23 protein-coding genes and 1 tRNA gene are annotated in these 21,414 nt (G+C 62.8%); 11 read left to right on the top strand and 13 right to left on the bottom strand.

Annotation, left to right across the window (positions count from 1 at the left end; all coding sequences use genetic code 11):
- Positions 1–71: 71 nt before the first annotated feature.
- Both FTO74_RS08470 and FTO74_RS08465 read right to left on the bottom strand, forming a co-directional pair.
- The gene (locus tag FTO74_RS08470) at positions 72–2,675 is read right to left on the bottom strand and encodes an FtsX-like permease family protein (RefSeq protein WP_162537748.1); all 2,604 of its coding nucleotides are present in this window, start codon (positions 2,673–2,675) and stop codon (positions 72–74) included.
- Positions 2,668–3,357 carry an ABC transporter ATP-binding protein gene (locus tag FTO74_RS08465; protein WP_162539783.1) on the bottom strand — a complete coding sequence of 230 codons (690 nt, stop codon included), beginning with the start codon at positions 3,355–3,357 and terminating at the stop codon, positions 2,668–2,670. The genes FTO74_RS08470 and FTO74_RS08465 overlap by 8 nt, the downstream gene beginning before the upstream one ends.
- Positions 3,358–3,446: 89 nt before the next feature.
- On the opposite strand from FTO74_RS08465, the gene FTO74_RS08460 reads away from it, so the two are divergent.
- Positions 3,447–4,136 (top strand): arylesterase, encoded by a 690-nt coding sequence (locus FTO74_RS08460; protein ID WP_162537747.1) that lies wholly within the window; start codon positions 3,447–3,449, stop codon positions 4,134–4,136.
- A gap of 106 nt (positions 4,137–4,242) precedes the next feature.
- On the opposite strand, the gene truB is transcribed toward FTO74_RS08460, so the two are convergent.
- The 5 genes from truB to FTO74_RS08435 are packed head-to-tail and all read right to left on the bottom strand — an operon-like array spanning position 4,243 to position 7,727.
- Complete coding sequence (gene truB / locus FTO74_RS08455; RefSeq protein WP_162537746.1) at positions 4,243–5,124, bottom strand: tRNA pseudouridine(55) synthase TruB; 882 nt, start codon at positions 5,122–5,124, stop codon at positions 4,243–4,245.
- A gap of 22 nt (positions 5,125–5,146) precedes the next feature.
- Positions 5,147–5,755, bottom strand: a complete 609-nt coding sequence (folE, locus tag FTO74_RS08450; RefSeq protein ID WP_162537745.1) for a GTP cyclohydrolase I FolE — start codon at positions 5,753–5,755, stop codon at positions 5,147–5,149.
- A 20-nt stretch (positions 5,756–5,775) separates the two neighbouring features.
- Positions 5,776–6,189, bottom strand: a complete 414-nt coding sequence (locus FTO74_RS08445; RefSeq protein WP_162537744.1) for a 6-carboxytetrahydropterin synthase — start codon at positions 6,187–6,189, stop codon at positions 5,776–5,778.
- Positions 6,190–6,191: 2 nt separating this feature from the next.
- A complete protein-coding gene (locus tag FTO74_RS08440) occupies positions 6,192–6,602 on the bottom strand; it encodes a 6-carboxytetrahydropterin synthase (protein WP_162537743.1) in 411 nt (136 codons plus the stop codon).
- Between the two features lie 33 nt (positions 6,603–6,635).
- On the bottom strand, positions 6,636–7,727 hold the full coding sequence (locus tag FTO74_RS08435) for a glycosyltransferase family 2 protein (RefSeq protein WP_255462579.1): 1,092 nt from the start codon (positions 7,725–7,727) through the stop codon (positions 6,636–6,638).
- Between the two features lie 31 nt (positions 7,728–7,758).
- On the opposite strand from FTO74_RS08435, the gene FTO74_RS08430 reads away from it, so the two are divergent.
- The 4 genes from FTO74_RS08430 (at position 7,759) to FTO74_RS08415 (ending at position 9,442) form a co-directional block, all read left to right on the top strand.
- A complete protein-coding gene (locus FTO74_RS08430) occupies positions 7,759–8,256 on the top strand; it encodes a TlpA disulfide reductase family protein (protein ID WP_162537742.1) in 498 nt (165 codons plus the stop codon).
- 19 nt (positions 8,257–8,275) lie between these two features.
- Positions 8,276–8,539, top strand: coding sequence for a hypothetical protein (locus tag FTO74_RS08425; protein ID WP_162537741.1), 264 nt, complete (start codon positions 8,276–8,278; stop codon positions 8,537–8,539).
- Between the two features lie 80 nt (positions 8,540–8,619).
- Positions 8,620–8,696 (top strand) — tRNA-Arg (locus FTO74_RS08420).
- Positions 8,697–8,893: 197 nt separating this feature from the next.
- Positions 8,894–9,442, top strand: a complete 549-nt coding sequence (locus FTO74_RS08415) for a hypothetical protein (protein WP_162537740.1) — start codon at positions 8,894–8,896, stop codon at positions 9,440–9,442.
- Positions 9,443–9,515: 73 nt separating this feature from the next.
- Here FTO74_RS08415 and FTO74_RS08410 read toward each other — a convergent pair whose 3' ends face one another.
- From FTO74_RS08410 to FTO74_RS08400, 3 genes are all read right to left on the bottom strand, one after another.
- The gene (locus tag FTO74_RS08410; protein WP_162537739.1) at positions 9,516–10,391 is read right to left on the bottom strand and encodes a TIM barrel protein; all 876 of its coding nucleotides are present in this window, start codon (positions 10,389–10,391) and stop codon (positions 9,516–9,518) included.
- Between the two features lie 2 nt (positions 10,392–10,393).
- On the bottom strand, positions 10,394–11,287 hold the full coding sequence (locus FTO74_RS08405; protein WP_162537738.1) for a sugar phosphate isomerase/epimerase: 894 nt from the start codon (positions 11,285–11,287) through the stop codon (positions 10,394–10,396).
- A 97-nt stretch (positions 11,288–11,384) separates the two neighbouring features.
- Positions 11,385–11,951 (bottom strand): histidine phosphatase family protein, encoded by a 567-nt coding sequence (locus FTO74_RS08400; protein WP_162537737.1) that lies wholly within the window; start codon positions 11,949–11,951, stop codon positions 11,385–11,387.
- A gap of 195 nt (positions 11,952–12,146) precedes the next feature.
- Between FTO74_RS08400 and FTO74_RS08395 the strand changes: the two genes are divergently transcribed.
- The 4 genes from FTO74_RS08395 to FTO74_RS08380 all read left to right on the top strand — a co-directional run bounded on the left by FTO74_RS08395 (position 12,147) and on the right by FTO74_RS08380 (position 16,626).
- Positions 12,147–13,421: a Fe-S-containing protein gene (locus tag FTO74_RS08395; RefSeq protein WP_162537736.1), complete on the top strand. Its 1,275-nt coding sequence runs from the start codon at positions 12,147–12,149 to the stop codon at positions 13,419–13,421.
- An 89-nt stretch (positions 13,422–13,510) separates the two neighbouring features.
- A complete protein-coding gene (locus FTO74_RS08390) occupies positions 13,511–14,773 on the top strand; it encodes an ABC transporter permease (protein WP_162537735.1) in 1,263 nt (420 codons plus the stop codon).
- On the top strand, positions 14,770–15,873 hold the full coding sequence (locus tag FTO74_RS08385) for an FtsX-like permease family protein (protein ID WP_162537734.1): 1,104 nt from the start codon (positions 14,770–14,772) through the stop codon (positions 15,871–15,873). The genes FTO74_RS08390 and FTO74_RS08385 overlap by 4 nt, the downstream gene beginning before the upstream one ends.
- A 9-nt stretch (positions 15,874–15,882) precedes the next feature.
- A complete protein-coding gene (locus tag FTO74_RS08380) occupies positions 15,883–16,626 on the top strand; it encodes an ABC transporter ATP-binding protein (RefSeq protein ID WP_255462578.1) in 744 nt (247 codons plus the stop codon).
- A 60-nt stretch (positions 16,627–16,686) separates the two neighbouring features.
- On the opposite strand, the gene FTO74_RS08375 is transcribed toward FTO74_RS08380, so the two are convergent.
- Positions 16,687–17,547 carry an NAD(+)/NADH kinase gene (locus tag FTO74_RS08375; RefSeq protein ID WP_162537733.1) on the bottom strand — a complete coding sequence of 287 codons (861 nt, stop codon included), beginning with the start codon at positions 17,545–17,547 and terminating at the stop codon, positions 16,687–16,689.
- Between the two features lie 46 nt (positions 17,548–17,593).
- On the bottom strand, positions 17,594–18,343 hold the full coding sequence (locus tag FTO74_RS08370; protein WP_162537732.1) for a TlyA family RNA methyltransferase: 750 nt from the start codon (positions 18,341–18,343) through the stop codon (positions 17,594–17,596).
- Between the two features lie 142 nt (positions 18,344–18,485).
- Here FTO74_RS08370 and FTO74_RS08365 point away from each other — a divergent pair, with 142 nt between their 5' ends.
- On the top strand, positions 18,486–19,064 hold the full coding sequence (locus tag FTO74_RS08365; protein ID WP_162537731.1) for a sigma-70 family RNA polymerase sigma factor: 579 nt from the start codon (positions 18,486–18,488) through the stop codon (positions 19,062–19,064).
- Positions 19,061–19,927, top strand: a complete 867-nt coding sequence (locus tag FTO74_RS08360; protein ID WP_162537730.1) for an anti-sigma factor — start codon at positions 19,061–19,063, stop codon at positions 19,925–19,927. The genes FTO74_RS08365 and FTO74_RS08360 overlap by 4 nt, the downstream gene beginning before the upstream one ends.
- 73 nt (positions 19,928–20,000) lie before the next feature.
- Here FTO74_RS08360 and FTO74_RS08355 read toward each other — a convergent pair whose 3' ends face one another.
- Positions 20,001–21,362, bottom strand: a complete 1,362-nt coding sequence (locus FTO74_RS08355; protein ID WP_255462577.1) for a YncE family protein — start codon at positions 21,360–21,362, stop codon at positions 20,001–20,003.
- Positions 21,363–21,414: the final 52 nt, after the last annotated feature.

Here is a 21,414-nt window from a genome sequence, read left to right as displayed (position 1 = left end):
ACACGCAACAACCAGCCGTTTCATTTCAGGACAGCACAACCGTATCCCTCGCGGTGGGTTCCAATACGGCTCTACTCTTCGCGCAGGACCTCGAGCGGTTTCTGCCCCAGAATGCGATGGCTCGCCGCCCATCCCGTCCCCACGGTCAGCACCGCCGTCAGAGCCAGCCCCGCCGCGCTAAGCCCCCACTGTACGTGGTTCGGCACGTCCAGCCGCAGCAGCAACCGCCACACCACCACGTTGGCGAAGAACACTCCGACCACTCCAGCCACCAACCCCAGCACCGCAAACTCAATCGAAAAGATGCTGGCAATCCGCGCCCGCGTGGCTCCCAGCGTCTTCAGCACCACCACCTCGCGAATACGCCGATACCGCGTCCCCGCGATGCTCGAAGCCAGGATCACGACCCCGGCAAAGATCGAGAACGCCGCCAGGAACTGCACCACGTAGATGATCTGGAGCACCACCCCGCGAATCGTCTCGAGCGCCTGCGCCACGTTGATGACCGTCACCGTCGGGTACGCCGCATAGAGCGCCCGCTGCAACTGCCCCACCCGCGCCGGATCGGCATGAACGCCGCCGTACCAGACCACCGGCAACCCCGCCAGCGCCTGCTTCGGCATCACAAAATCCGCCCGGCTGAAGGCATGTTGCCCATCGGCCTTGGTCAGCGCCGCCACCCGCGCCGTGAACTCCCGCCCTTGCGCCACGAAGGTCACGCTCGAGCCGACCTTCACCCCCAGCCGAACTGCCTGACGCTCGGCGATCGCCACCAGAGGTTGTTTGTCGGCCGTAGCCGCCTCTGCTCCCGTCCACCACGCGCCAGCCACCATCGTAGCCCCCGGCGGCGGCGTATCTGACCATGTCAAACTGATCGACTGCAACATTCGATGCGGAAAGTTCTTCAGCTTGATCGTCGCGGCCTGCACCCCATCGAGCTGCGTGATCCGCGCAGTCACCACCGGCAGCAGCTCCGGCGGCGCGGTCACCTGCGGCGAAGCCAGCAGCAGCTTCCTCATCCCGTCGATCTCGGAGTTCGTGATATCGACCAGAAACACATTCGGCAGGTTGGGCGCAGAGGTGATGTAAAGCTGCGTCACCACCGCGTGCTGCATCAGGAAGACCATCATAATCTGCATCACGCCCAACCCCAGCGCAGCCAGCAGCGCCGCCGAAGGATTGCCCGGACGATACAGATTGGCCAGCCCATGCCGCAGCGACGACGGCAGATGCAGGCTGGTCCGAGAGAGGAAATACTTGAGCGCCCGCAACACCACAAACGAGGCCAGCACCAGCACCGCCAGCACACCGAACAGTCCCACCGAAAACCACTTGCCCACCGTGGCCGAGTCCGACACCCGCGATGCGATGAACGAGAGCCCGCCCAGAATCAGCGCAAATGCCCCAATCTGCGCGACGTTCTTCCGCAACCTCCTCAGCAACCCGGCAATAAATCCCTCATCGGCAACCGACTCATCCACCGCTCGCCGCAAAATAAGTATGGGCCGCACACCACGTATATCCAGCAGCGGCGGCAACGTGAACAGCAACGTCGTCAGCACGCCCGCGCCCAGCCCTGCGGCAATCGCCCGAGGATCAATGTGTAGCTCAGGCCGCACGTTGACAAGGCTGGAGAGCAGATAAGGAAACGCCATCTGCACCCCAACGCCCAGCACGACTCCCAACACGCCACCAGCCACACCAAGTAACAAAGTCTGTATCAAATAGATACGAATGATCTGCCCCGACCGCGCCCCCAGTGACTTCATGATCGCGATCGTATCCAGCCGCTGTTGCAGGTGCGCCCGCATCGCCATCGCCACACCCACCGCGCCCAGCACCAGCGCCACCAGCGACATCAACGAGAGCAGGCTCGTCGCCTGATCCAGCCCCGAGGTCAGCGCCGGGTTGGTCTCGCGATAGTCCGTCACCTGCGCCTCGGGCAGCAGCTTGATGAGCCGCGCCTTCAGCTCCGCCACCGCCTCATCCGAGATGGCCGCGCCGTTCTTCGGACGCGGCACCCGGAACAGGTATCGCTGCACCGCATGAGAGCCTTCTGTCACCAGCCCGGTCTCATCCAGCCCGCGCCGCGACATAAGCACCCTCGGCCCCGCCGCAAACGAGCCGGACAAGCGATCCGGCTCATTGGTCACGACCGAGACGATGCGAAAGAGCTGGTTGCCGATCTTCAACTGATCGCCCATCTGGAGATGCAGCCGCACCAGCAGGTCGTCGGCCACCGCAATCGACGTGTCATCGAGCACCTTCGGCAGCGCCGCCGCTGGCTCCAGGTCCACCGTGCCGTAGAACGGATACTTCGCCGGGTCCACCGCCTTCAGCGACACCAGCAGCGGGTCCATCGTCTTCGCCGACGACGCCATTGAGACCAGCTCGGTCACCGGCGTTATCTCGATGCCCTCGCGCCTTATCTCCTCCAGTCCCTTCGCTTCTTCGGTCGACGGCTGCTGCGTCATACGAGCCGAAAGATCGCCCGCCATGATCGCCCGCGCCCGCAACAACAGCGTCGCGCGAAACGAAGAGCTGAACCCACGCACACCCGTCAGCGCAGCCACGCCAATCGCCACCGACAGAATGACGAAGAAGAAACGAGTACGCGACGACCGCATCTCACGCGCGGCGATGCGGGCTGCGGTGCGATAAGAGAGACTAGCCATTAATATTCAGCTCGTCTGACAGCACTAAGCCATCCTTCAACACAATCCGCCGATCCGCATAGGTAGCCAGCACCGGGTCGTGCGTCACCAGCACCAGCGTCGTGCCTTCGGTCTTGTTCAGATTCAGCAGCAGCTCCAGCACCGCAGCCCCGTTCACCGAGTCCAGATTGCCCGTCGGCTCATCGGCCAGCACAATTGGAGGCCGCAGCACGAAAGCCCGCGCCAGCGCCACCCGCTGCTGCTCGCCACCCGAGAGCTGCACCGGGTAGTGATCCATCCGGTCTCCCAGCCCCACCGACTCCAGCAGCGCCCGCGCCCGCTGCAATCCATCCGGCTTGCTCGCATCGGAGTTCAGCTCATACGGCAGCAGCACATTCTCGAGCGCCGTCAGTGTAGGGATCAGTTGATACGACTGAAAGACAAACCCGATGGTACGCCCACGCACCTGCGCCAGCTTGTCCTCGGCGAGATAGGAAATTGCAACTCCATTCAGGCTCACCTCGCCCGCCGAGGGCGTATCCAACCCCGCCAGCAGCCCCAGCAGCGTCGATTTACCCGAACCCGAAGAACCCATGATCGCCGCGAACTGTCCGCGCGCGATCTCGAAGTCGATCCCCTTCAGGATGTCGACCGTACGGCTGCCGTTCCGAATCGATTTGCGCAGTCCACTGACCGAGATCATGCTCGCCGCAGGTTTGTCTGATGAAGCATCAATCACGGCCGAAGGTCTCCTGATGGATCGCACACGCGAGGTTTGCTACCTTGAAGGTCATGCGGAACCTCGTCGTCTGTCTCATTCTAGCTGTTGCCACTCCCTGCCTCACCGGCTGCAAAACCGACGCTGCGGCCACCCATGCTGTAGCGCAACAGGCATTGGATGCGCCACAACCGGCTTCGATGCCAGCCGATTCGCGCCCGCTCCTCGTCTGCTTCGGCGACAGCCTCACCGCGGGCTACGGCGCGGACGAGGGCGCGAGCTACCCGGACTTCCTCCAGAAGTACCTCGACCAGCTCGGCTATCAGTACCACGTCGTCAACGAGGGCATCAGCGGCAACACGACCAAGGACGGCGTGGACCGCCTGCCCGGTGTCATCGCGATGAAGCCGCAGATCGTCGTGCTCGAGTTCGGCGGCAACGACGGGCTGCGCGGCCTCAAGATCGAGACCAGCAAAACCAACCTCGCCACCATGATCGACGGCCTCAAATCCTCGGGAGCCAAGGTCGCGCTCGCGGGCATCACGCTGCCACCGGACTACGGTCCCGACTACGTAAAAACCTTCACCGCGAACTATCCCGCGCTGGCAAAGCAATACAGCGTTCCACTGCTGCCGTTCCTGCTGCGAAACGTCTACGGCGTCCCCGGCATGATGCAGGCCGACCGCACCCACGCCACCGCCAAGGGCAACGAGATCGTCGCACGCAACGTACTCGGGCTAGTCAAGCCCATGCTGAAGAAGTAAATATCAGTCCCTCCACTGGTCGCAAACAAAAGATGCTCGCTTCCGACCAGCGGGAGGACCTCAGAAGATCATCCCGCCCATACCACCCCGAGAACAGTACGAAGTACTAGCCGATCACCACAATCGGCTGCATCAACGTGCCCGCGATGCGCTTGGCGATGGCCAGCAGCTCCGTCGGACTCGTAAACACCTTCACCAGCGAGGCCTGCGAGAACTCCGGCAGGTTGACCTGCATCCCATTGCGCAGACGCCCCGCAATCTGCTCATCCACCGTCACCGACGGCATCTCCGGGATCAACGTGCGCGGATGCGGCAGCAGCGTCTCAATCGTGCCATCGGTCGAAGCCTGCTTGAGCTGATCGACGGTGATGGCCTGATCGAGCGAGAACGCTCCAGCCCGCGTACGGCGCAGCGAAGACAGATGCGCGCCACATCCAGCCAGCACGCCCAGTTCATGCGCCACCGAGCGGACATAACCACCCGCCGAGACACGCATCTCGAAGGCCGCCACCTGCTGCTCCGCGTCGAGCGAGACCAGATGAAACTCGTGGATGAAGATGCGGGCAGGCTTCACCGGCACCGGCAATCCCGCGCGCGCCAGCTTGTGCGCGGGCACGCCGCCCAGCTTCTTAGCCGAGAAGATCGGAGGCACCTGATCGATCGCCCCGTGAAAGACCTCGGCCATGTGCCGCAGCTCTTCGAGCGAAGCCGTCAGCGGCTTCGGTTCCGTACTCGGCGTGCCGTCCGCGTCGTAACTATCGGTCGCAAAGCCAAAGCGAATGTGACCGGTGTACACCTTCTCCGCCTGCCCGAAGAACTGCGCCAGGCGCGTGTACTTGCCGACCAGCAACGGCAACACTCCGGTCGCCATCGGGTCCAGCGTGCCCAGATGACCAATAGAGCTTTCGCCGGTAGCGCGCCGCACCAGCGAGACCACATCGTGCGACGTCATACCGCTCGGCTTATCCAAAACAAGAAGACCATTCATCGTTACTTCGAACCCCGCATCCCTAAAGGCCCGAACCGGCGCGCCGCACCAGAGACAGGAACTCGTTCCGCGTCTGCAACTGCGTATTGAACACCCCCAGCATCGCCGAGGTGACCGTCGAAGAGTGCTGCTTCTCCACGCCGCGCATCATCATGCACAGGTGGCTGGCCTCGAGGATCACGGCAACGCCCTGCGGACGAATCGCAGCCGTAATGGCCTCGGCGATCTGCCGAGTCAGCCGCTCCTGCACCTGCAAACGCCGCGCAAATACATCGACGATCCGCGGGATCTTGCTCAGCCCGATCACCTTGCCCTGAGGCACGTACGCGACGTGCGCCTTGCCGAAGAACGGCAGCAGATGGTGCTCGCACTGCGAGTAAAACTCGATATCCTTCACGATCACCATCTCGTCGTAGTCGACGTCGAAGAGCGCCCCGTGCAGCACCTCGTCGATGCTCTGCTGATAGCCCCGCGTGAGAAACGCGGTAGACTTCTCCATCCGCTCCGGCGTGCGCAAGAGGCCGTCGCGCTCAGGGTCTTCGCCCATGCGGCGCAACAGTTCGCGGTATATGTTCTGGGTGGAGATCCCTGCTAACGGGTCTCCGGGTTGTTCGGGTTGAGACGGCATCATGCAGCCTTTCTAAAAACAAACTAAGTGGTCACGTCTGAGTACAGATCGAACGAGTTGTTATCGGTCTCTTCCACGTGAACCCGCTCGAGATGTGCGTGCGGAAATGCGCGGAAGATACGATCAACCTCGATGGTTAGATTCTCTGTAGACGGCACCAGCTTCCGAAAAAGATCGAGAGTATTGAGATTCGTATGATCGAACCGATCCAGCAGATACTGCCGGGCAAAGCTGTCGAGGTCGGCCAGGTTGCAGACCATGCCGGTCATCGGATCGACCTGCCCGGAAAATGTAACCTGAACAGTGTAATTATGCCCATGCCCATGCGGGTTGTTGCACTTACCGAAGACGGCCTGATTGCGTGCGTCATCGTAGGCATCGGTGTGCAACCGGTGCGAGGCGCTGAAGTGATAGCGGCGGTTGAGATAAGCCTTCATGCTTATTCTTCCCCATAAAAATCAGCAAACAGGTCGGGCATCTCGTACACGCGCACGCGATGCAGCCGCGCATTGGGGATCTTGCCCGCGAGCCGTCTCCACACCGCGATGGCGATGTTCTCCGTGGTCGGAATAACGCTGGCAAAGTCTGGTATCTCGAGGTTCAGATGGCGATGGTCGTACACCCCCACGACCTCGCGCTCGAGGATATCCTTCAGCTCCTTCAGGTCCACGACGAAGCCCGACACCGGATCGACCTCACCGGCCACCGTCACCTCCAGCGTGTAGTTGTGGCCGTGCCCGTTGCGGTTCGCGCACTTGCCGAAGAGGCGCAGGTTCTCGGCTTCGGAGAGCGCGTCGTTCCAGTAGTAATGCGCGGCGGAAAACTCGGCTTTGCGGGTAAGAAAGATCATCGTTTAGGCACCAGCAGTTAGTTTAGATCACCATCAACGGCTCACGTTCGAGTAAGTGCGTCCCTTCCACTCGACGCTCTTGCGAACCTTCACCTGCATATAGCTGCGGAAGAGCACAAAGACCAGCAGCGGCAGCCCCGCCACCGAGATAGCGCAGTCGGCCACGGAGAAGTTCGACTTGGCCACACGCGTGTAGAGTCGCCAGAGCACGCGAGCCCACAGCGCCATAATCAGCAGTCGCTGCGTCGTTGTGAAGAACGGATAGAGCGCCAGCGCCGGAAGCCCCACGAAGAGCAGGAGGTCGAGCAGGCGCATCAGCATCAGCGGCAGAATGCTCGGAAACAGCAGAGCCAGATTCTTCGTCCAGCCCGCGATCATCTCGCTCGCGCTGCGGTACATCCGGGCCGAGAGCGCGTCGGGCGCGTAGCGAAACCGGATCGTCCGCTTGGCACGCTTGAAGAGGTTCGCCAGAGCCACATCCTCCAGCACCATCGGCCCCACGGCCTTGTGCCCGCCCAGCGCGAAGTAGTCCTCCTGCTCCACCATCAGGAACTGGCCGTTCGCCGCCGCCACACGGTTGGCTGGATCGTTCACCTTTTTAGGCGGATACGCAATGGCCAGCTCGGAGAAGATCAGCGGCATCAGCGCCCTCTGCCAGAAGCCCTCCGTCAACTGCCGCGGCGAGTACGAGAGCAGCTCCGCCCCGTACTTCTCCATCTCCCGCCGCGCCCGCGAGAGGCTTCCCTGCTCGTGGATCGTATCGGCGTCGGTAAAGAGCAGCAGCTTCCCCTGAGCCTGTTGCGCCCCGGCCCAGCAGGCGTTGTTCTTGCCGGTCATGCCGCCATTGCGCTGGTCGAGCGCCGGAGCCTCCAGCAGCGTCACCCCTGCCCGCTGGCTGGCACATTGGGCCGCAATCCGCCCCGTCCCGTCAGTCGAGTGGTCGTCCACGACGATCAGCTCCCAGTCTCGCCCCAGCTCAAAGCCCGTCTCCGACTGCGCCAGCAGCGAGTCCAGGCACGCGGCCAGCGAGACCTCTTCATTCCGCGCCGGTACAATCACCGTCAACGCCAGCTTCGGCTCGCCTTCAGCCTCTTCTTGTTCCACCGTAAAAATCTCTTCGCTCACGACTTCGTATTATAGGAAGCAGGAGCCTCTCGTGCGCAAAGCGTCCTCATTCCCGGTCCTAGCAACCCTTCTGGCGATCTGCCTCTCCGGCATCGGCTGCGACCGCGGCCAGCATCCCGGCAACATCGGCAAGCCCGCTCCCCAGTTCGTCATGAGCGACGGCGTCACCACCGTCGACCTCAGCAAGCTGCGCGGCAAGATCGTCGTGCTGAACCTGTGGGCCACCTGGTGCGCCCCCTGCGTCGAAGAGCTGCCCAGCCTGCTCGCCCTGCAACAGCGCAACCCGCAGATCGTGGTCGTCGCCGTCAGCACCGACCAGGACGACGCCGTCTACCGCCACTTCCTGGTGCAGCACCACGTCAACGTCCTCACCGTCCGCGATTCCAGCATGAAGGTTAACCAGATGTACGGCACGGTCCTGATCCCCGAGACTTACATCATCGACCGCAACGGCGTCATCCGGCGCAAGTTCGTCAGTGCGCAGGACTGGACCGGCTCCGAGATCTCCGACTACCTCCACAAGTTATAACTGCTGGTAAAATCCCCGTATGACTCAAGTTGAAGTCCTGTACCGTTACGGAGCCACCCCGTCCGAGTCCGCGACGCTGGCCATCGCTAACATCCGCGAGGTCTACGGCGTGCGCAAGATCGTCTTCCACGAAGCCGAAAAGACGGTCCGCGTCGAGTACGATTCGACCCGCCTGACCGAGCCTGTCATCCACCAACTGCTGCGCCGCGCCGGTCTCGATGTGGTGGAAAAAGTGCAGCTCTATACGCTTCCCGAGCCCGTAGAACCTGCTCCTGCGGCGTAGCTTGCCTAACCGGGCTATCTCTTGTATTCTTAGAAAGTTGGGTTCGCGGCCACGGTCGCTTGAGCCATACAACACAACGTGCGCCCGTAGCTCAGCTGGATAGAGCATTTGGCTACGAACCAAAGGGTCGGAGGTTCGAATCCTTCCGGGCGCACCATAAAATCAATAATTTCGGCGAATTCCGAAAATCTCAAACCCATAAAAACAGAAAAAGACGTGTAGCGTCTTTTTCTGTAGCACCATTTGCACTACCTTCGTGTTGGCCTCTTGCTTCGCCTTCATTCGGCCTACCGTAAACGTTTAGTGTCGTAGATACATTGGCATGGCGCATACTCGCCCACCTATACTCACAATATGTTTGGCCTCTTCAAACCCCGAGCCACTTGCGAGGAATTGTCCGTCTTTTTTGCCGCTCGTTTTACGGCTTTTCTATGGCCGGGAATTTCCCCCGGCATTGATGACGAACTCTCTCTTATGGTCCAGTTTGGTGCTGACGAGGATCGTATCCGCTCCGAAATTGCGGCCTTTTGCGCATTTGCGTACTATCGCGGAATGGTCAAGGCATTTGAGGATGGATCAATCTCAAAGGCACAACTCGACCGACTAGAAGAAGCCTTTACCCATGCTCTTGAACACAAAGTGCGCATGGTCAGTCCCGCTCATATCCCGAGTCTTGGCTACGACACCTTTTCGGATTGGCTTCTTGCAAGATTGCAGCGCTACACAATTGTCGTAGCCAGTGCTATCGAACCGAACGAAATAACCAGCAGATTAGTTAGGCACTTCTCTGATTTTGCATGTGTCGGCTCTCCAGACGAGGTCCTTCGCGAAAAATTTCGTCTGACTTATGAGAAGACGGTAGCAAACGCAGCGGAGCTTATTGCTTCACATCGGCTACGCTAAAATAAGAGGCAACAACCGCGATTCAATGGACGCCAAAAGGCCAGCGCATACAGACCAGCGGAGAAGATCCTCCTCAGAGCATCCCAAGTTCCTTCTCCGCTCCCAGCCGAGCCTTCTTCAGCGATGCCACCGGCTCCTCGGTCGGGTAGAACTCCATCGCGATCCAGCGGTTGTACTTCAGCTCCCGCAGCTTGCGGTAGATCGGGTCAAAATCAATCTCGCCCGTCCCCGGCTCGTGCCGTCCCGGCACCTCGGCCACATGGATCAGGCCCACCCGGTCGATGTTCTTCTCCAGCTTCTCGATCAGGTTCCCGAAGCTCCGCTGCTCGTGATAAAGGTCGTAGAGCACCTTCAGATTGGGCGCATTCACCGCCGCCGCAATCTCGAAGCCATCGGTCACGCTGGCCAGAAAGACATTCGGGCGCTCGATAAAATCAATCGGCTCGATGACGATCTCGATCTTCTCCTTAGCCGCCATCTCCGCCGCACGCTTCAGGTTCTCGATGGCGATCACGCGCTGATCGGCCATCGACACCGTCTCCGACCGCCTGCCCGAGAGCAGGATCACCTGCGGACACTCCAGCTCCTTCGCAAACCTCAAGTGCTCAGCGAACTGCGTCACGAAGAGTTTTCGCTCCTCCGGTACCGCAAAGGCCGCACGCACGCCGCTCATCGAGTCGATGACCAGCCCCAGCCTGCGCAGCTTCGCCATCACGCGAGTCCGCTCCTCGGGCGTCCACTTCTGGAACTCACCCGTCAGCTCGATCCCCTGATAACCGGCCTCGGCCACCATCTCCACGGCGCGGTCGAAGCCCGCGGGCTTCTCAATCGCCCACAGCATGAAGGAAAAACGCACACCCTTTGCAGCCGCATTGCCCTGCGCCCACCCCGGCACGGCCATCGCAGCCGCCGCACCCGCCATCATTCTGCCCAACTCACGACGATTCATCCTCAGAGCGCCCTCAGATACTCGTAGTCCACCTTCACCGCATCGAGCGCCTTCATCTCCAGAAACGGCGGCTCCTGCTCCACGTAGTAGTCGTGAATACCGGCCTCCTTGGCCGCCCTCAAAATGGGCCGGTAGTCGATGTGCCCACGCCCCAGCTCGGTTCCCTTTGGCCGTTCGGCGGAACTGCGCGCGATCGTCGGCCCCGTACCCGAGACAAAGTCCTTAATGTGCAGCATCTTGTATCGCCCCGGATAGCGCCTGAAGTAATCAGCCGGATCATACCCGGCCACGACCACCCAGCCGCAGTCCAGCTCCATATCCACCAGTCCCTTCTCGGTCCGCTCCAGCAGCACGTCGTAGCCGACCCTGCCGCCCTCCACCTTGCGGAACTCGAAGTTATGGTTGTGATACGCATACTGCAACCCGGCCTTTTTAGCCTTGAGCGCCAGCGCGTTCACCCGGTCCGCCAGCACCTTGAAGTCGTCGAGCGTCTCTGCCCCGCTAACAGCATTAGCGGCAAAGATCCCCGAGCAGACGACATAATGCGCTCCTATCGCATGAGCCTCATCGAAGAGCGGCCCCACCTCGCTCTCGCTCAGCTCCGACTTGCTGCTCTTGAGCTGCATATGCGCGCTGTGGCACACCAGCCCGGCCCGGTCCAGTTGCGCCCGAAACTCCTTGCCGGTAAGCCCTGCGATGCCCGCCGTCTCCACCATCGTGTAGCCGATCTCCCTGACCCGCCGGAGCGTCCCCGGCACATCCTGCTTCAGTTCGGCACCAACGCTATAGAGCTGCAGTCCAATAGGCACCGAAGCAGGCAGAGGCCAGCCCCTCTGCCACCCCGCCATCGCCGCCAAAGCCGCACTCCCCTGCAAAACCGCCCGTCGTGAGATCAACCCGATACCTCCGCATCCCGAAAAACTCTTCGGCCACGAAGATACACGTTTGCCCACAGGCCCGGCATCCACAAACCCGCTATCCGGAACAAACGTCCTACTTGGAATCACCCGGCATCAGCGCCTGCGGCAGGTCCGTCAGGGTCGCCTTGCCTGCGTGATAGTCGATCCGCCATATCCGGTCGAACTGCATCTCCGGCCACGGGCTATACGGCGGAGTCGCCCCCAATGCCTTTGCTAGCGCCGGAATATTGCCGTGGTGCCACGAGACCAGCACGATCTTCCCCGCATACTTGCCGCTCAGCAGCTCCTTCGCCAGCTCCGGGTAGTCGTCGTTCATAATATTGCTCTCGATGAGTAGACCCAGCGCCTTCGCCAGCGGCGTAATCGTCTCCACCGGACGGTTGCTCTTCTTGCTGGCATGGGTCGCGATCAGAACCTGCGGCCTTTCAAGCGGCACCAGGCTGCTTCCGGCGGGCGGAATAAAGAGCTGAGCCAGCACCGCCGCTCGGGCAAATCCCGCCTCCGAAAGATCCTCCCTGCCGTCGTATAACTTCTCCGCGTGGCGGATCAGGTAAATCGTAGCCGGAGCCTGGGCCACACACTGGACAACAGCTCCCCCAAGCAGCAAAAAGCCGCAAAATAAAAGACGAAGAATACGCATATCTCCCAGCATCTCCTATGCCAATAGTTTTTATATGAACCCAGTGCAAATTGACCCTCTTCAATAATTGACGACCAAATTAGTCCTGATTACACTAAACTCTGGGACCGAACAGCTTTAGAGCGTGTTCGGCGGTACGCCTGGCTCCGTTCAAGCAGAGAACCTGCGGCGGCAGCCAGAGAGGTGGATGGGCAAATGTTGCAGGCTTTTATCATCACGCTGCGCGAGGGCGTGGAAGCTTCCCTGATCGTCGGAATCGTCTTTGCCTATCTCTCGAAGATCGGTCGGCCAGAGCTGAAAAAGACCGTCTTCTGGGCGCTCGCCTCGGCCATCGCGGCCAGCGTCGCCGGTGCCGTGGTCCTGGCCCGCACCCAGTTCAACTCCGACGTCTTCGAGGGCTGGGTGATGCTGGCCGCCGCGGCCTTCGTCATCAGCATGATCTGGTTCATGCACAAGACGGCCCGCTCCATGAAGGGCGAGATCGAAGCCAAAGTAGCGAAATACACCGGCGGAGCCGGAGTCTCGAAGCTCGGCCTCTTCTTCTTCGTCTTCCTGCTTGTCCTGCGCGAAGGCGTCGAAACGGTCCTGATCCTCTCAGCCGTCTCGCTCAACTCCACCGAGCTGCTCAGCTTCACCGGAACCCTGCTCGGCATCGCCGTATCGGTCGTCTTCGGCGTGCTCTTCATCCGCGGCAGCGTCCGGATCAACCTGCAACGCTTCTTCCGCGTCACCTCGGTCATCCTCTACTTCGTCACCTTCCAGCTTCTGGTCTCGGGCCTGCACGAGCTGTCGGAGAACGGCGTCCTGCCCTCCAGCGCCGCCGAGATGCGCTTCATCGGCCCCATCGTCCGCAACGACCTCTTCTTCTTCGTCACCATGCTGGCGCTCGCCGGGCTCATGATCCTGATGGAGCAGCGCCGCCGCGCGCCCGAGGCCCTGCCCGCCGACGCCACCGCCGCCGACCGTCGCCGTGCCCAGTGGAGCCAGCGCCGCGAGCGCATGTGGATGACCGCCGTCGTCTCCACCAGCTTCCTCTTCATCTTCCTCTCGACGGCCGAGTTCATCTACGCCAAAAGCTCCACGGCCCTCAGCCCCACCTCGGCGGTAACGCTGGTCGGCGACCAGGTCACCCTGCCCACCGCCGCCATCAACGACGACAAGCTCCACCGCTTCGGCGTCCACATCGACGACGGAAAGGGCGGCTCCCCCGAGGTCCGCTTCCTGCTCTACAAGAAGCCCGACGGCAACATCGTCTCGGTCGCCGACGCCTGCCAGATCTGCGGTCCGGTCGGCTTCTACATCGGTGCCCAGGGCATCACCTGCAAGATGTGCGCGTCGCCCCTGAACGCCGCGTCGATGGGCCAGCCCGGCGGCTGCAACCCCATCCCGCTCAAGTCCACCGCGGGCGGTGGCCAGATCGTCATCGCCGCATCCGACCTCAAGGCGCTGGTCCCGCACTTCGAAAAGTGATGCCCGGAACGAGTCATCTCCTGAGCCTCGCGCCCCTCTCCAAGACGAGAGGGGTTTGCCATGTCATGCACCTTTGGGAGGCTCGGTAGATGTTCCTCCGCCTTCTCTACGAGTCCTTCGTCCGCCAGCGCCGCCGCAAGGCCCTGGCCGGTGTGGCAATCCTGCTCGGCACCACCGCCGTCACCGCCATGCTCGCCCTCGCCACCACCATCGGCGACCGCATCCACCGCGAGCTGGCCGTCTACGGCGCGAACATCGTCGTCTTCCCCCAGGCCGACCAGCTCGAGGTCAAGGTCGGCGGCGTTGACCTCAAGCCCTCGACCGGCGGAGCCTACCTCAAGGAGTCCTCGCTCGACAAGCTGAAGACCATCTTCTGGGCCAACAACATCACCGGCCTAAGCCCCGAGCTTCCCTTCACCCTCCAGCTCGCGGGCCAGTCCGTACCCGCCACAGGACTCTGGTTCCACCACCCCTTCGGCAACGGCAGCGCGCTCACCGGAGCACCCGAACTCCACCCGTCATGGAAGCTCACCGGAGCGTGGCCCGCAGCCGATAACGAAGCCGTCCTGGGCCATGAACTTGCCGCCAAACTGAATCTCCACCCCGGCGACACCTTCACTTCTGCGCAAACAACCTACAAGATCACCGGCATAGCCGACACCGCCGGTCCCGAAGATAGCCAGATCCTCCTCCCGCTGGCTGCCGCACAGACGCTCTCCGGCCACCCCGACGCCATCTCCCGCGTAGAAATATCCGCCAAGACCCGCCCCGAAGACGCCTTCGCCCGCAAGGACCCAGACACCCTGCCCGCCGCGCAGCGCGAGATCTGGTACTGCCGCCCCTACGCCAACTCCATCGCCTACCAGGTCCGCGAGGCCATCCCCGGCGCACAGGCCGAGCAGGTCCGCCGCGTCGAGCAGTCCGAAGGCTCGCTGCTCGAAAAGATCGGCGGCCTCATGTGGCTGGTCAGCGCCGCCGCCCTGCTCGCCGCCGGATTCGCCGTCTCCGCCGCCATGGCCACCGCCATCCTCGAGCGGCGCGGCGAGATCGGCCTCATGCGCTCGCTCGGAGCCAGCCGCGGAGCCATCGCGCTGCTCTTCTACTCCGAGACCGGCCTGCTCGCCGTCTTCGCCGGAGCACTTGGCTACCTGGCTGGTTCCACTCTGGCCTGGTGGCTCGGAGCCAGAATCTTCGCCGGGGACGCGGGCGGCGCGACCGGCCCGGTCCTGAACCCCGTGCTGCTTCCAGTGGTCGTCGCGATGGCCCTCATCGTCGCCATCGCCGGGTCCACCCCCTCCATCCGCGCCGCGCTGCGCATGGACCCGACCGCGATCCTGAGGGCAGACGCATGACGCCCAAACTGACGCTGACCCACGTCCTGCGCCGCTCGCTCATCCACCGCCGCGCCCGCAGCCTCTCCGCGCTCATCGCCCTCACCGTCTCCGCAGGAGTCGCCACCGCGCTCCTCACCCTCTACGCCGACCTCGACCAGAAGCTCCACCACGAGTTCCGCAGCTTCGGGGCCAACGTCGTCGTCTCAGCCCCTAAAGGAAGCAGCGGCATCGACGCCCCGGCAATAGCCAAGGCCCGCCAAACCGCTGGCCCCGAAGCCACCCTCGCCGAGTTCGCCTACGCCGTCGCCACCACCGACCGCAACACCCCGGTCGTCGTCGCCGGGGTCGACTTCCCCGCCATCCACAAGCTGGATTCCTGGTGGCAGGTCGCAAGCTGGCCCACCGCCCCCGATGCCGCCCTGCTGGGCCAGCGCGCCGCCGGATTCGTCGCCGACGAGCACGCCGTCAAGCTCACCTTCGCGGGCAAATCCGCCACCTTCACCGGCTCCGGCCGCGTCAAGACCGGCGGCGACGAGGACAGCCGCATCTACCTGCCGCTCGCGGCCTTCACAGCCTGGACGAACGTCTCCCCCAGCGTCCTTGAGCTACAGATCCCCGGCTCTGCCGCGCAGGTCGAATCCACCATCGACCGCCTCCGAACCGCGCTGCCGGGCCTTCAGGTCGAACCAGTCCGTCAGCTCGTCGAAGGCGAGTCCCGCATCGTCGATAAGACCCACGCGCTCATGTTCGGCGCGGTCCTGCTGATCGCCCTCACGGTCGCCGTCTCGGTGCTGGCGACGCTCTCGGCCAGCGTGCTAGAGCGCCGCCGCGACTTCGCCCTGATGAAGGCCCTCGGTGGTAGCGAGCGCCAGATGATGAGCCTCTTCCTGCTCGAAACGCTGCTGCTCGCCTCAGGCGGTGTCGCCCTGGGCTACTTCGTCGGCTCGGCGCTAGCCTGGGTCATCAGCGAGGCCAACTTCCACACCGCCACGCTTCCGCGCATCCAGGTCCTGCCCCTGGTCCTCGTGCTCAACCTCCTCATCGCCGCGCTGGCCGCGCTGTTTCCCGTGCAGGTTCTCCGCAGGCTGGAGCCTGCGGCCCTGCTGAAAGGCGAGTAAGGTAATAACATGGCAGCCGAAGTCATGACCTCCCTGAACAAGGGCACCACCCGCGCCGAGTGCGCCGTCATCGCCCTCGAAGGCGTCTGCCGCGAGTACTCCGGGCGCGGCGAGCCGGTCCGCGCGCTCGACGACGCCACCTTCTCCATCGTCAAGGGCGAGTGGGTCGCCATCACCGGCCCCTCCGGCTCGGGCAAGAGCACGCTGGTCAACCTGCTGGGCTGCCTCGACCGCCCCACCACCGGCGAGCTGAAGATCGACGGCATCGACGTGGCTGGAATGTCCGCCACGGAGTTGGACCGCTTCCGTGCGGACAAGATCGGCTTCATCTTCCAGCAGTTCCACCTAATTCCTTATTTGTCAGCGCTTGAGAACGTAATGCTCGCGCAGTACTTCCATTCCATGACGGATGCGGTAGAAGCCCGTGCGGCGCTGGATAAAGTCGGTCTCGGGCACCGTGCCGATCACCTGCCCAGCGAGCTTTCCGGCGGAGAGCAGCAGCGCGTCTGCATCGCCCGCGCCCTCATCAACAATCCACCGATTTTGTTAGCTGATGAGCCAACGGGCAATCTCGATCAGGCCAATCAGAAGATCGTCGCGGACCTGCTCCAGAACCTGCACCGCACCGGACACACCATCGTCATGGTCACGCACGACCCCGAGATGGCCGGGCTGGCCCAGCGCCGGATCGCCCTGAGCCATGGTAAGGTCTTCTGCCACCCGGTCGGGCAGGTCGTACATTTAGGGCGTTAAAAGCGTCCTCACGCCGGACGGGCGGCACTTCGTGCGGTCTTGGACGCTACGCGTAAAAGACTAACGAACGCCCCACTTCAGCTTCGACCGCAGCACACTGAACAGCCCATTCGGCCGCAGCCGCAGCAGAGGCACGCTGAACTGCGAACGCCCGCAGTGAACCTGATCGCCCAGCATCAGCTCCACCGCCTCCTGCCCGTCCACGGTCAGGTAAGTCTGGTTCGGCACGCCCTCAATCTGGATGTTGACCATGCAATCCGACGGTACCACAATCGGCCGTATCGTCAGCAGGTGCGGGCAGATCGGCGTAATCACCATCGCGTCCACGCTCGACATCAGGATAGGCCCGTTGGCCGCAAGATTGTAGGCCGTGGAGCCGGTCGGCGTGGAGACAATGATTCCATCCGCCCGGAACGTCGCCACAAACTGCTGGTCGATCCGAACGGTGTAGTCGGCCATCCGGGCGATGGTTCCCTTGGCCACAACCACGTCGTTCAGCGCGTCCCACTCGCGGATAGGCCGGTCTTGTCCATCGCGGAACAGCTCGCAGTGCATCATGAAGCGCAGGTCGATATCGGCCACGCCCTCGCACCACTTTTCGAGCGTCACGTAGAGGTCCGAGAGCGGAATCTCCGTCAGAAATCCCAGCGACCCGAGGTTGACCGAGAGGATCGGCGTGCCCGTCCCGGCGAAGGCGCGGGCCGCAGAGAGCAGCGTGCCGTCGCCGCCGAGCACGATGACGAGCCGTGGCTTGGAGAGCGGAAGATCGGTGCGAAGAGTACCGGGCTGATCGAGATAACCGGCGCTGTCCTCATCGAGGACGGCCTCGTAGTCGTGCTGGCGGAGCCACTCGATGAGGCCGGGAAGCAGATGGGCAACCTCTGGCTTCTGTGGCTTGGAGATGATGGCGGCTTTGAACATTCAGGAGCTAGTGTAATCCGTTGTGGCGAAGAAAACGTGGGTTCAGCTAAAAGCTGACGTGGAGGAGATACTCATGGTTCCCCTCCATTCCTTTAATGGGCGAATCGATGAGGTCGAGGCCGGTTCCGCCGAGGTCGAGCGTCGCGTGGCAGACGCGGTCGATGGCGAGCTGGCGGGCGGCCTGGTCGCGCACGATGCCGCCCTTGCCGACGTTCTCCTTGCCCGCCTCGAACTGTGGCTTGATGAGGATGACGGCGCTTCCCTTCCACGGCTGATCGCCCTCGGCCAGCGCTTTCAAGACCGCCGGAAGCACCAGCGTAGCGGAGATGAAGGAGACGTCCATTGCAAAAAAGCTGATAGGCGGCTGCTGGATCAGCTCGCCGTCGGTCAGCAGGCGGGCGTTGGTGCGCTCGCGCAGGCTGACGCGCGGGTCGGAGCGGAGCTTCTCGGCGATCTGGCCGTAGCCGGTATCGACCGCGAGCACCGAGGCCGCGCCGGACTGCAACATGCAGTCGGTAAAGCCGCCGGTGGAAGCGCCGACGTCCATGCAGGCGAGGCCGGTCAGGTCGATCTTCCAGTATTCGAGCGCACGCTCGAGCTTGAGGCCGCCGCGGCTGACGTACTTCAGGTCCGAGCCGAGCAGGCGGAGGATAGAGGTATCGGCGACGGGAGTACCGGGCTTATCGACGCGCTGTTCATCGACGAGGACGCGACCGGCAAGGATAAGGGCCTGGGCACGCTCGCGCGAGGCGGCATGGCCCTGGTCGACGAGCAGTTTATCGAGACGGATCTTCACTAAAAGGACACCACTCCTTCGATTCTCGCAGATATGAAGGTTTATTTTTTCTGTCCTTTCCTCCTACGCCGGTTTCATGCGTATGGTTTAAAAAACAAGCTCCCAGGTTCGCATTGTTTAACTTTGTTCATAGGTGCCATTTATGTACGGAGATACAGGTGTGCTGAACGGGCGGATGCCAGCGCCGCAGGACGACGCAGCTTTGCTGGCTCTGGTACAGCGCGGCGATGAGGCCGCGATGGCTACGATCTTCGACCGCTACGGAAAGATCGCCTACTCGGTGGCGCTGCGCGTGCTGCGCGACCCGGCGCTGGCGGAAGAAGTCTTGCAGGAGCTGTTCATGCAGCTCTGGCGCAGTACGGAGAGCTTTACCGCGGCGGCCAGCCACCGCAGCAACTGCCTGCCGGGGCGGCTGGCCATTGCGAGCCGTAACCGCTCCATCGCGCTGCTGCGGCTCAGGCAGCCGACCGATCAGGAGGACGGGATTTCGCCTTTGCCGCCGTGCAACCTGGCCGATGAGAGCGCGCGCGACGCCATCATCGAGCGGGTGCGCGACACGGTCCGGACGCTGCCCGCCGGGCAGAGGAAGACGCTCGAGATGGCCTTCTTCGACGGCCTGACGCACGCCGAGATCGCCGAGGTGACAAGCGACCAGCCCGAGGCCGTCAAGGCCCGCATCCGCGGCACGCTGCTCACCGTCAGGGAGGCCCTGCAATTATGATTCCGGTCAAGCAGATCGACCCCGACGATTTGGCCCTGTACGCCATGCAGATTCTGCCCCCGGATGAGGCTGCCGAGTTGGCGTTGCTGCTACGGCATGGCTCCGAGGCGCGGCGCGTGCTGGCCGAGATACAGGGAGACCTCGCGCTGTACGCCCTGACTGCCGAGATGCGGGAGCCTCCCGCGCAGGCCCGGCAGAGGCTGATGCAGCAGGTGGCCGAGGAGAAGAGGACGCCGCCGGAGGATTTCTACCATAGCCGCGGAGCCGATGCGCCGTCGTCGAGTCGCTCTCTCTTCGACGAGGAACCTCCGCCGCGAAACCCCATGACGACGGTGCTGGGATGGGCCGGTTGGGTGCTGGCTGCGGGCATGGCGGTCGAGATGGGCATACTGTACCACCAGCGCGAGCAGCTTAGAAGCGCGATGGCGACGCAGACCGAAGAGGTCGTAACTCGTTCTAGCGGCGCTGAGCGGGCGAGCCGGGTGATCGAGACCGTCGAGGACCCGGCGACGGTGCGGGCCACGCTATCGGCAGCCGATCACCTGGAACCGCAGGGAGAGGTGAGCTATCTGCCCGGAAGCGGCTCACTGGTCTTTCTCGCTGAGGGCCTGGCTCCATTGCATACCGGCATAACCTATGAGCTTTGGCTGATTCCCGCCAATGGAGGCACGCCTTTGCCTGCGGGAACCTTCCAGCCGGATATGCATGGCAGCGCCCATGTTCTGCTGCCGGATCTGCCGAAGAGCATCGCTGCCCAGGCATTTGACGTCACCATCGAGAGTGCGGGCGGAGCCACCTCCCCCACACTGCCCTTCATCCTAAAAGGTACTTCGTACCGTTCTCGGGGTGACGTGGGTGAGTAATCAGCGGTGAAAAAGTAACGAGCCATCCTCCACGACGTGAAGGATGGCTCGTTGCGTAGCAGATGCGGTCAGGCTAGGGAGCGGTGACGCGAACAGCGACTCCATTACCCTGCAGATTGATGTGCGCGGTCACAACGTCGATGTCGGTTCGCATGACCGTCATGTCGGTCGAGTCCGGCGCGGTGACATAGACCTTGCCCGTGGGTGTGCCGGTGGTAACGGCGATCCAGTTCGGATGGCCGTGAACCGCGGTGTCGAGGAGGTTGGTATCGCCAGAGACGGCAGGCAGCGTGGCCGTAACCGTGTTGCTGTTCAGGTCGATAACGCTGATCGAACCGGCGATACCGGCAGAGACGTTACCCGCGTTGGCGACGTAAGCCTTGGTTCCGTCCTGCAGAACCGCAATCATGATCGGGTTTACGCCGACCGGAACCGTGGCGACGGTGGTGCCGAATCCGGTTGCGTCGACCGGATTGGCCGGGTCGCAGTTCGGGTTATCGACCGCCGTCGTCGAGCAGAGCGGGATGCTGATGATGCTGACGCTTCCATTGCTCGTGCCGGTGCCCGAGTTGGCGACGAGCAGCTCCGAGCGGGTGGGGGCGAAGTCGGCCCAGACAGGCGCCACGCCCACGGGAATGGTGCTCGTGACCACCTTGCTGGAGTTGGTGAAGGTATCGAGCGCGTTGGTCTGCGCGTTGATGACACTGACGCTGTTGCTGCCCTTGTTCATCACGAAGGCGCGGCGCGTGTCTGCGGTCATTACGCCGTAAACGGGGTTGACGCCGACCGTGATCGGAGCGTCGGGGGTGTTGCTGGTGGTCTCAATGGGCGTGGCCAGGCCTGGAGCGGTCTTGTCGCCCACCGAGAGGGCGTAGACGCGGGTTGCCGTGTTGGCCCCGACGGTGTAGACCGGGTTCGATCCGGTCGGGATCTCCTGTTGCAGGGCGGGAGGAGAGCCCGTGAGCTGCGCAACCGCGCTGAGACCGCCCTCCGCAACGTAGGTGTTGGCCGCGACCTGCGACAGGCTGATGGGGTTCGCACCCGGGAGCAGCGTGGTCCGGAGAACCTGGCTGGTCAGCAGGCTGGTCGTAATGGTGAAGCTGTTCATCGTGCCGTCGGCGTGGAGCGTGAAGCCCGTGCCTCCGCTCGAATCCAGTTGCAGATACTGCGGCACCGGATCGATGTTGGCCGCGACCAGGACAGAGTCGCCGAATACATCGACGAAGGTGACCAGGCCCGGAGCATTCGCACTGGGGTTTGAGATCACCACGGCGTACTTGGTGGCCTGGCCCGCCGGGCCGACCGGATTGATCGAGCTGACGACGGGACGGTAGGTGTTGCCGCAGCCTGTAGCTGCAAGAGCAGCGGCCAGAACCACACCCGCAACCGACTGCGACCAAAAGGCGGAGTGCTTTGACGCGCTCTTAACGATCATCACTTCTTCCTGCTTTTCTGCTGAATGCAAAAGTGCTCCCACGAGTGTTCCC

This window comes from Granulicella sp. WH15 (genome assembly GCF_009914315.1).
Lineage (GTDB): Bacteria > Acidobacteriota > Terriglobia > Terriglobales > Acidobacteriaceae > Edaphobacter.
Note: the sequence above shows the minus strand (reverse complement) of the source record. Positions and strands in the feature narration are given on the sequence as shown.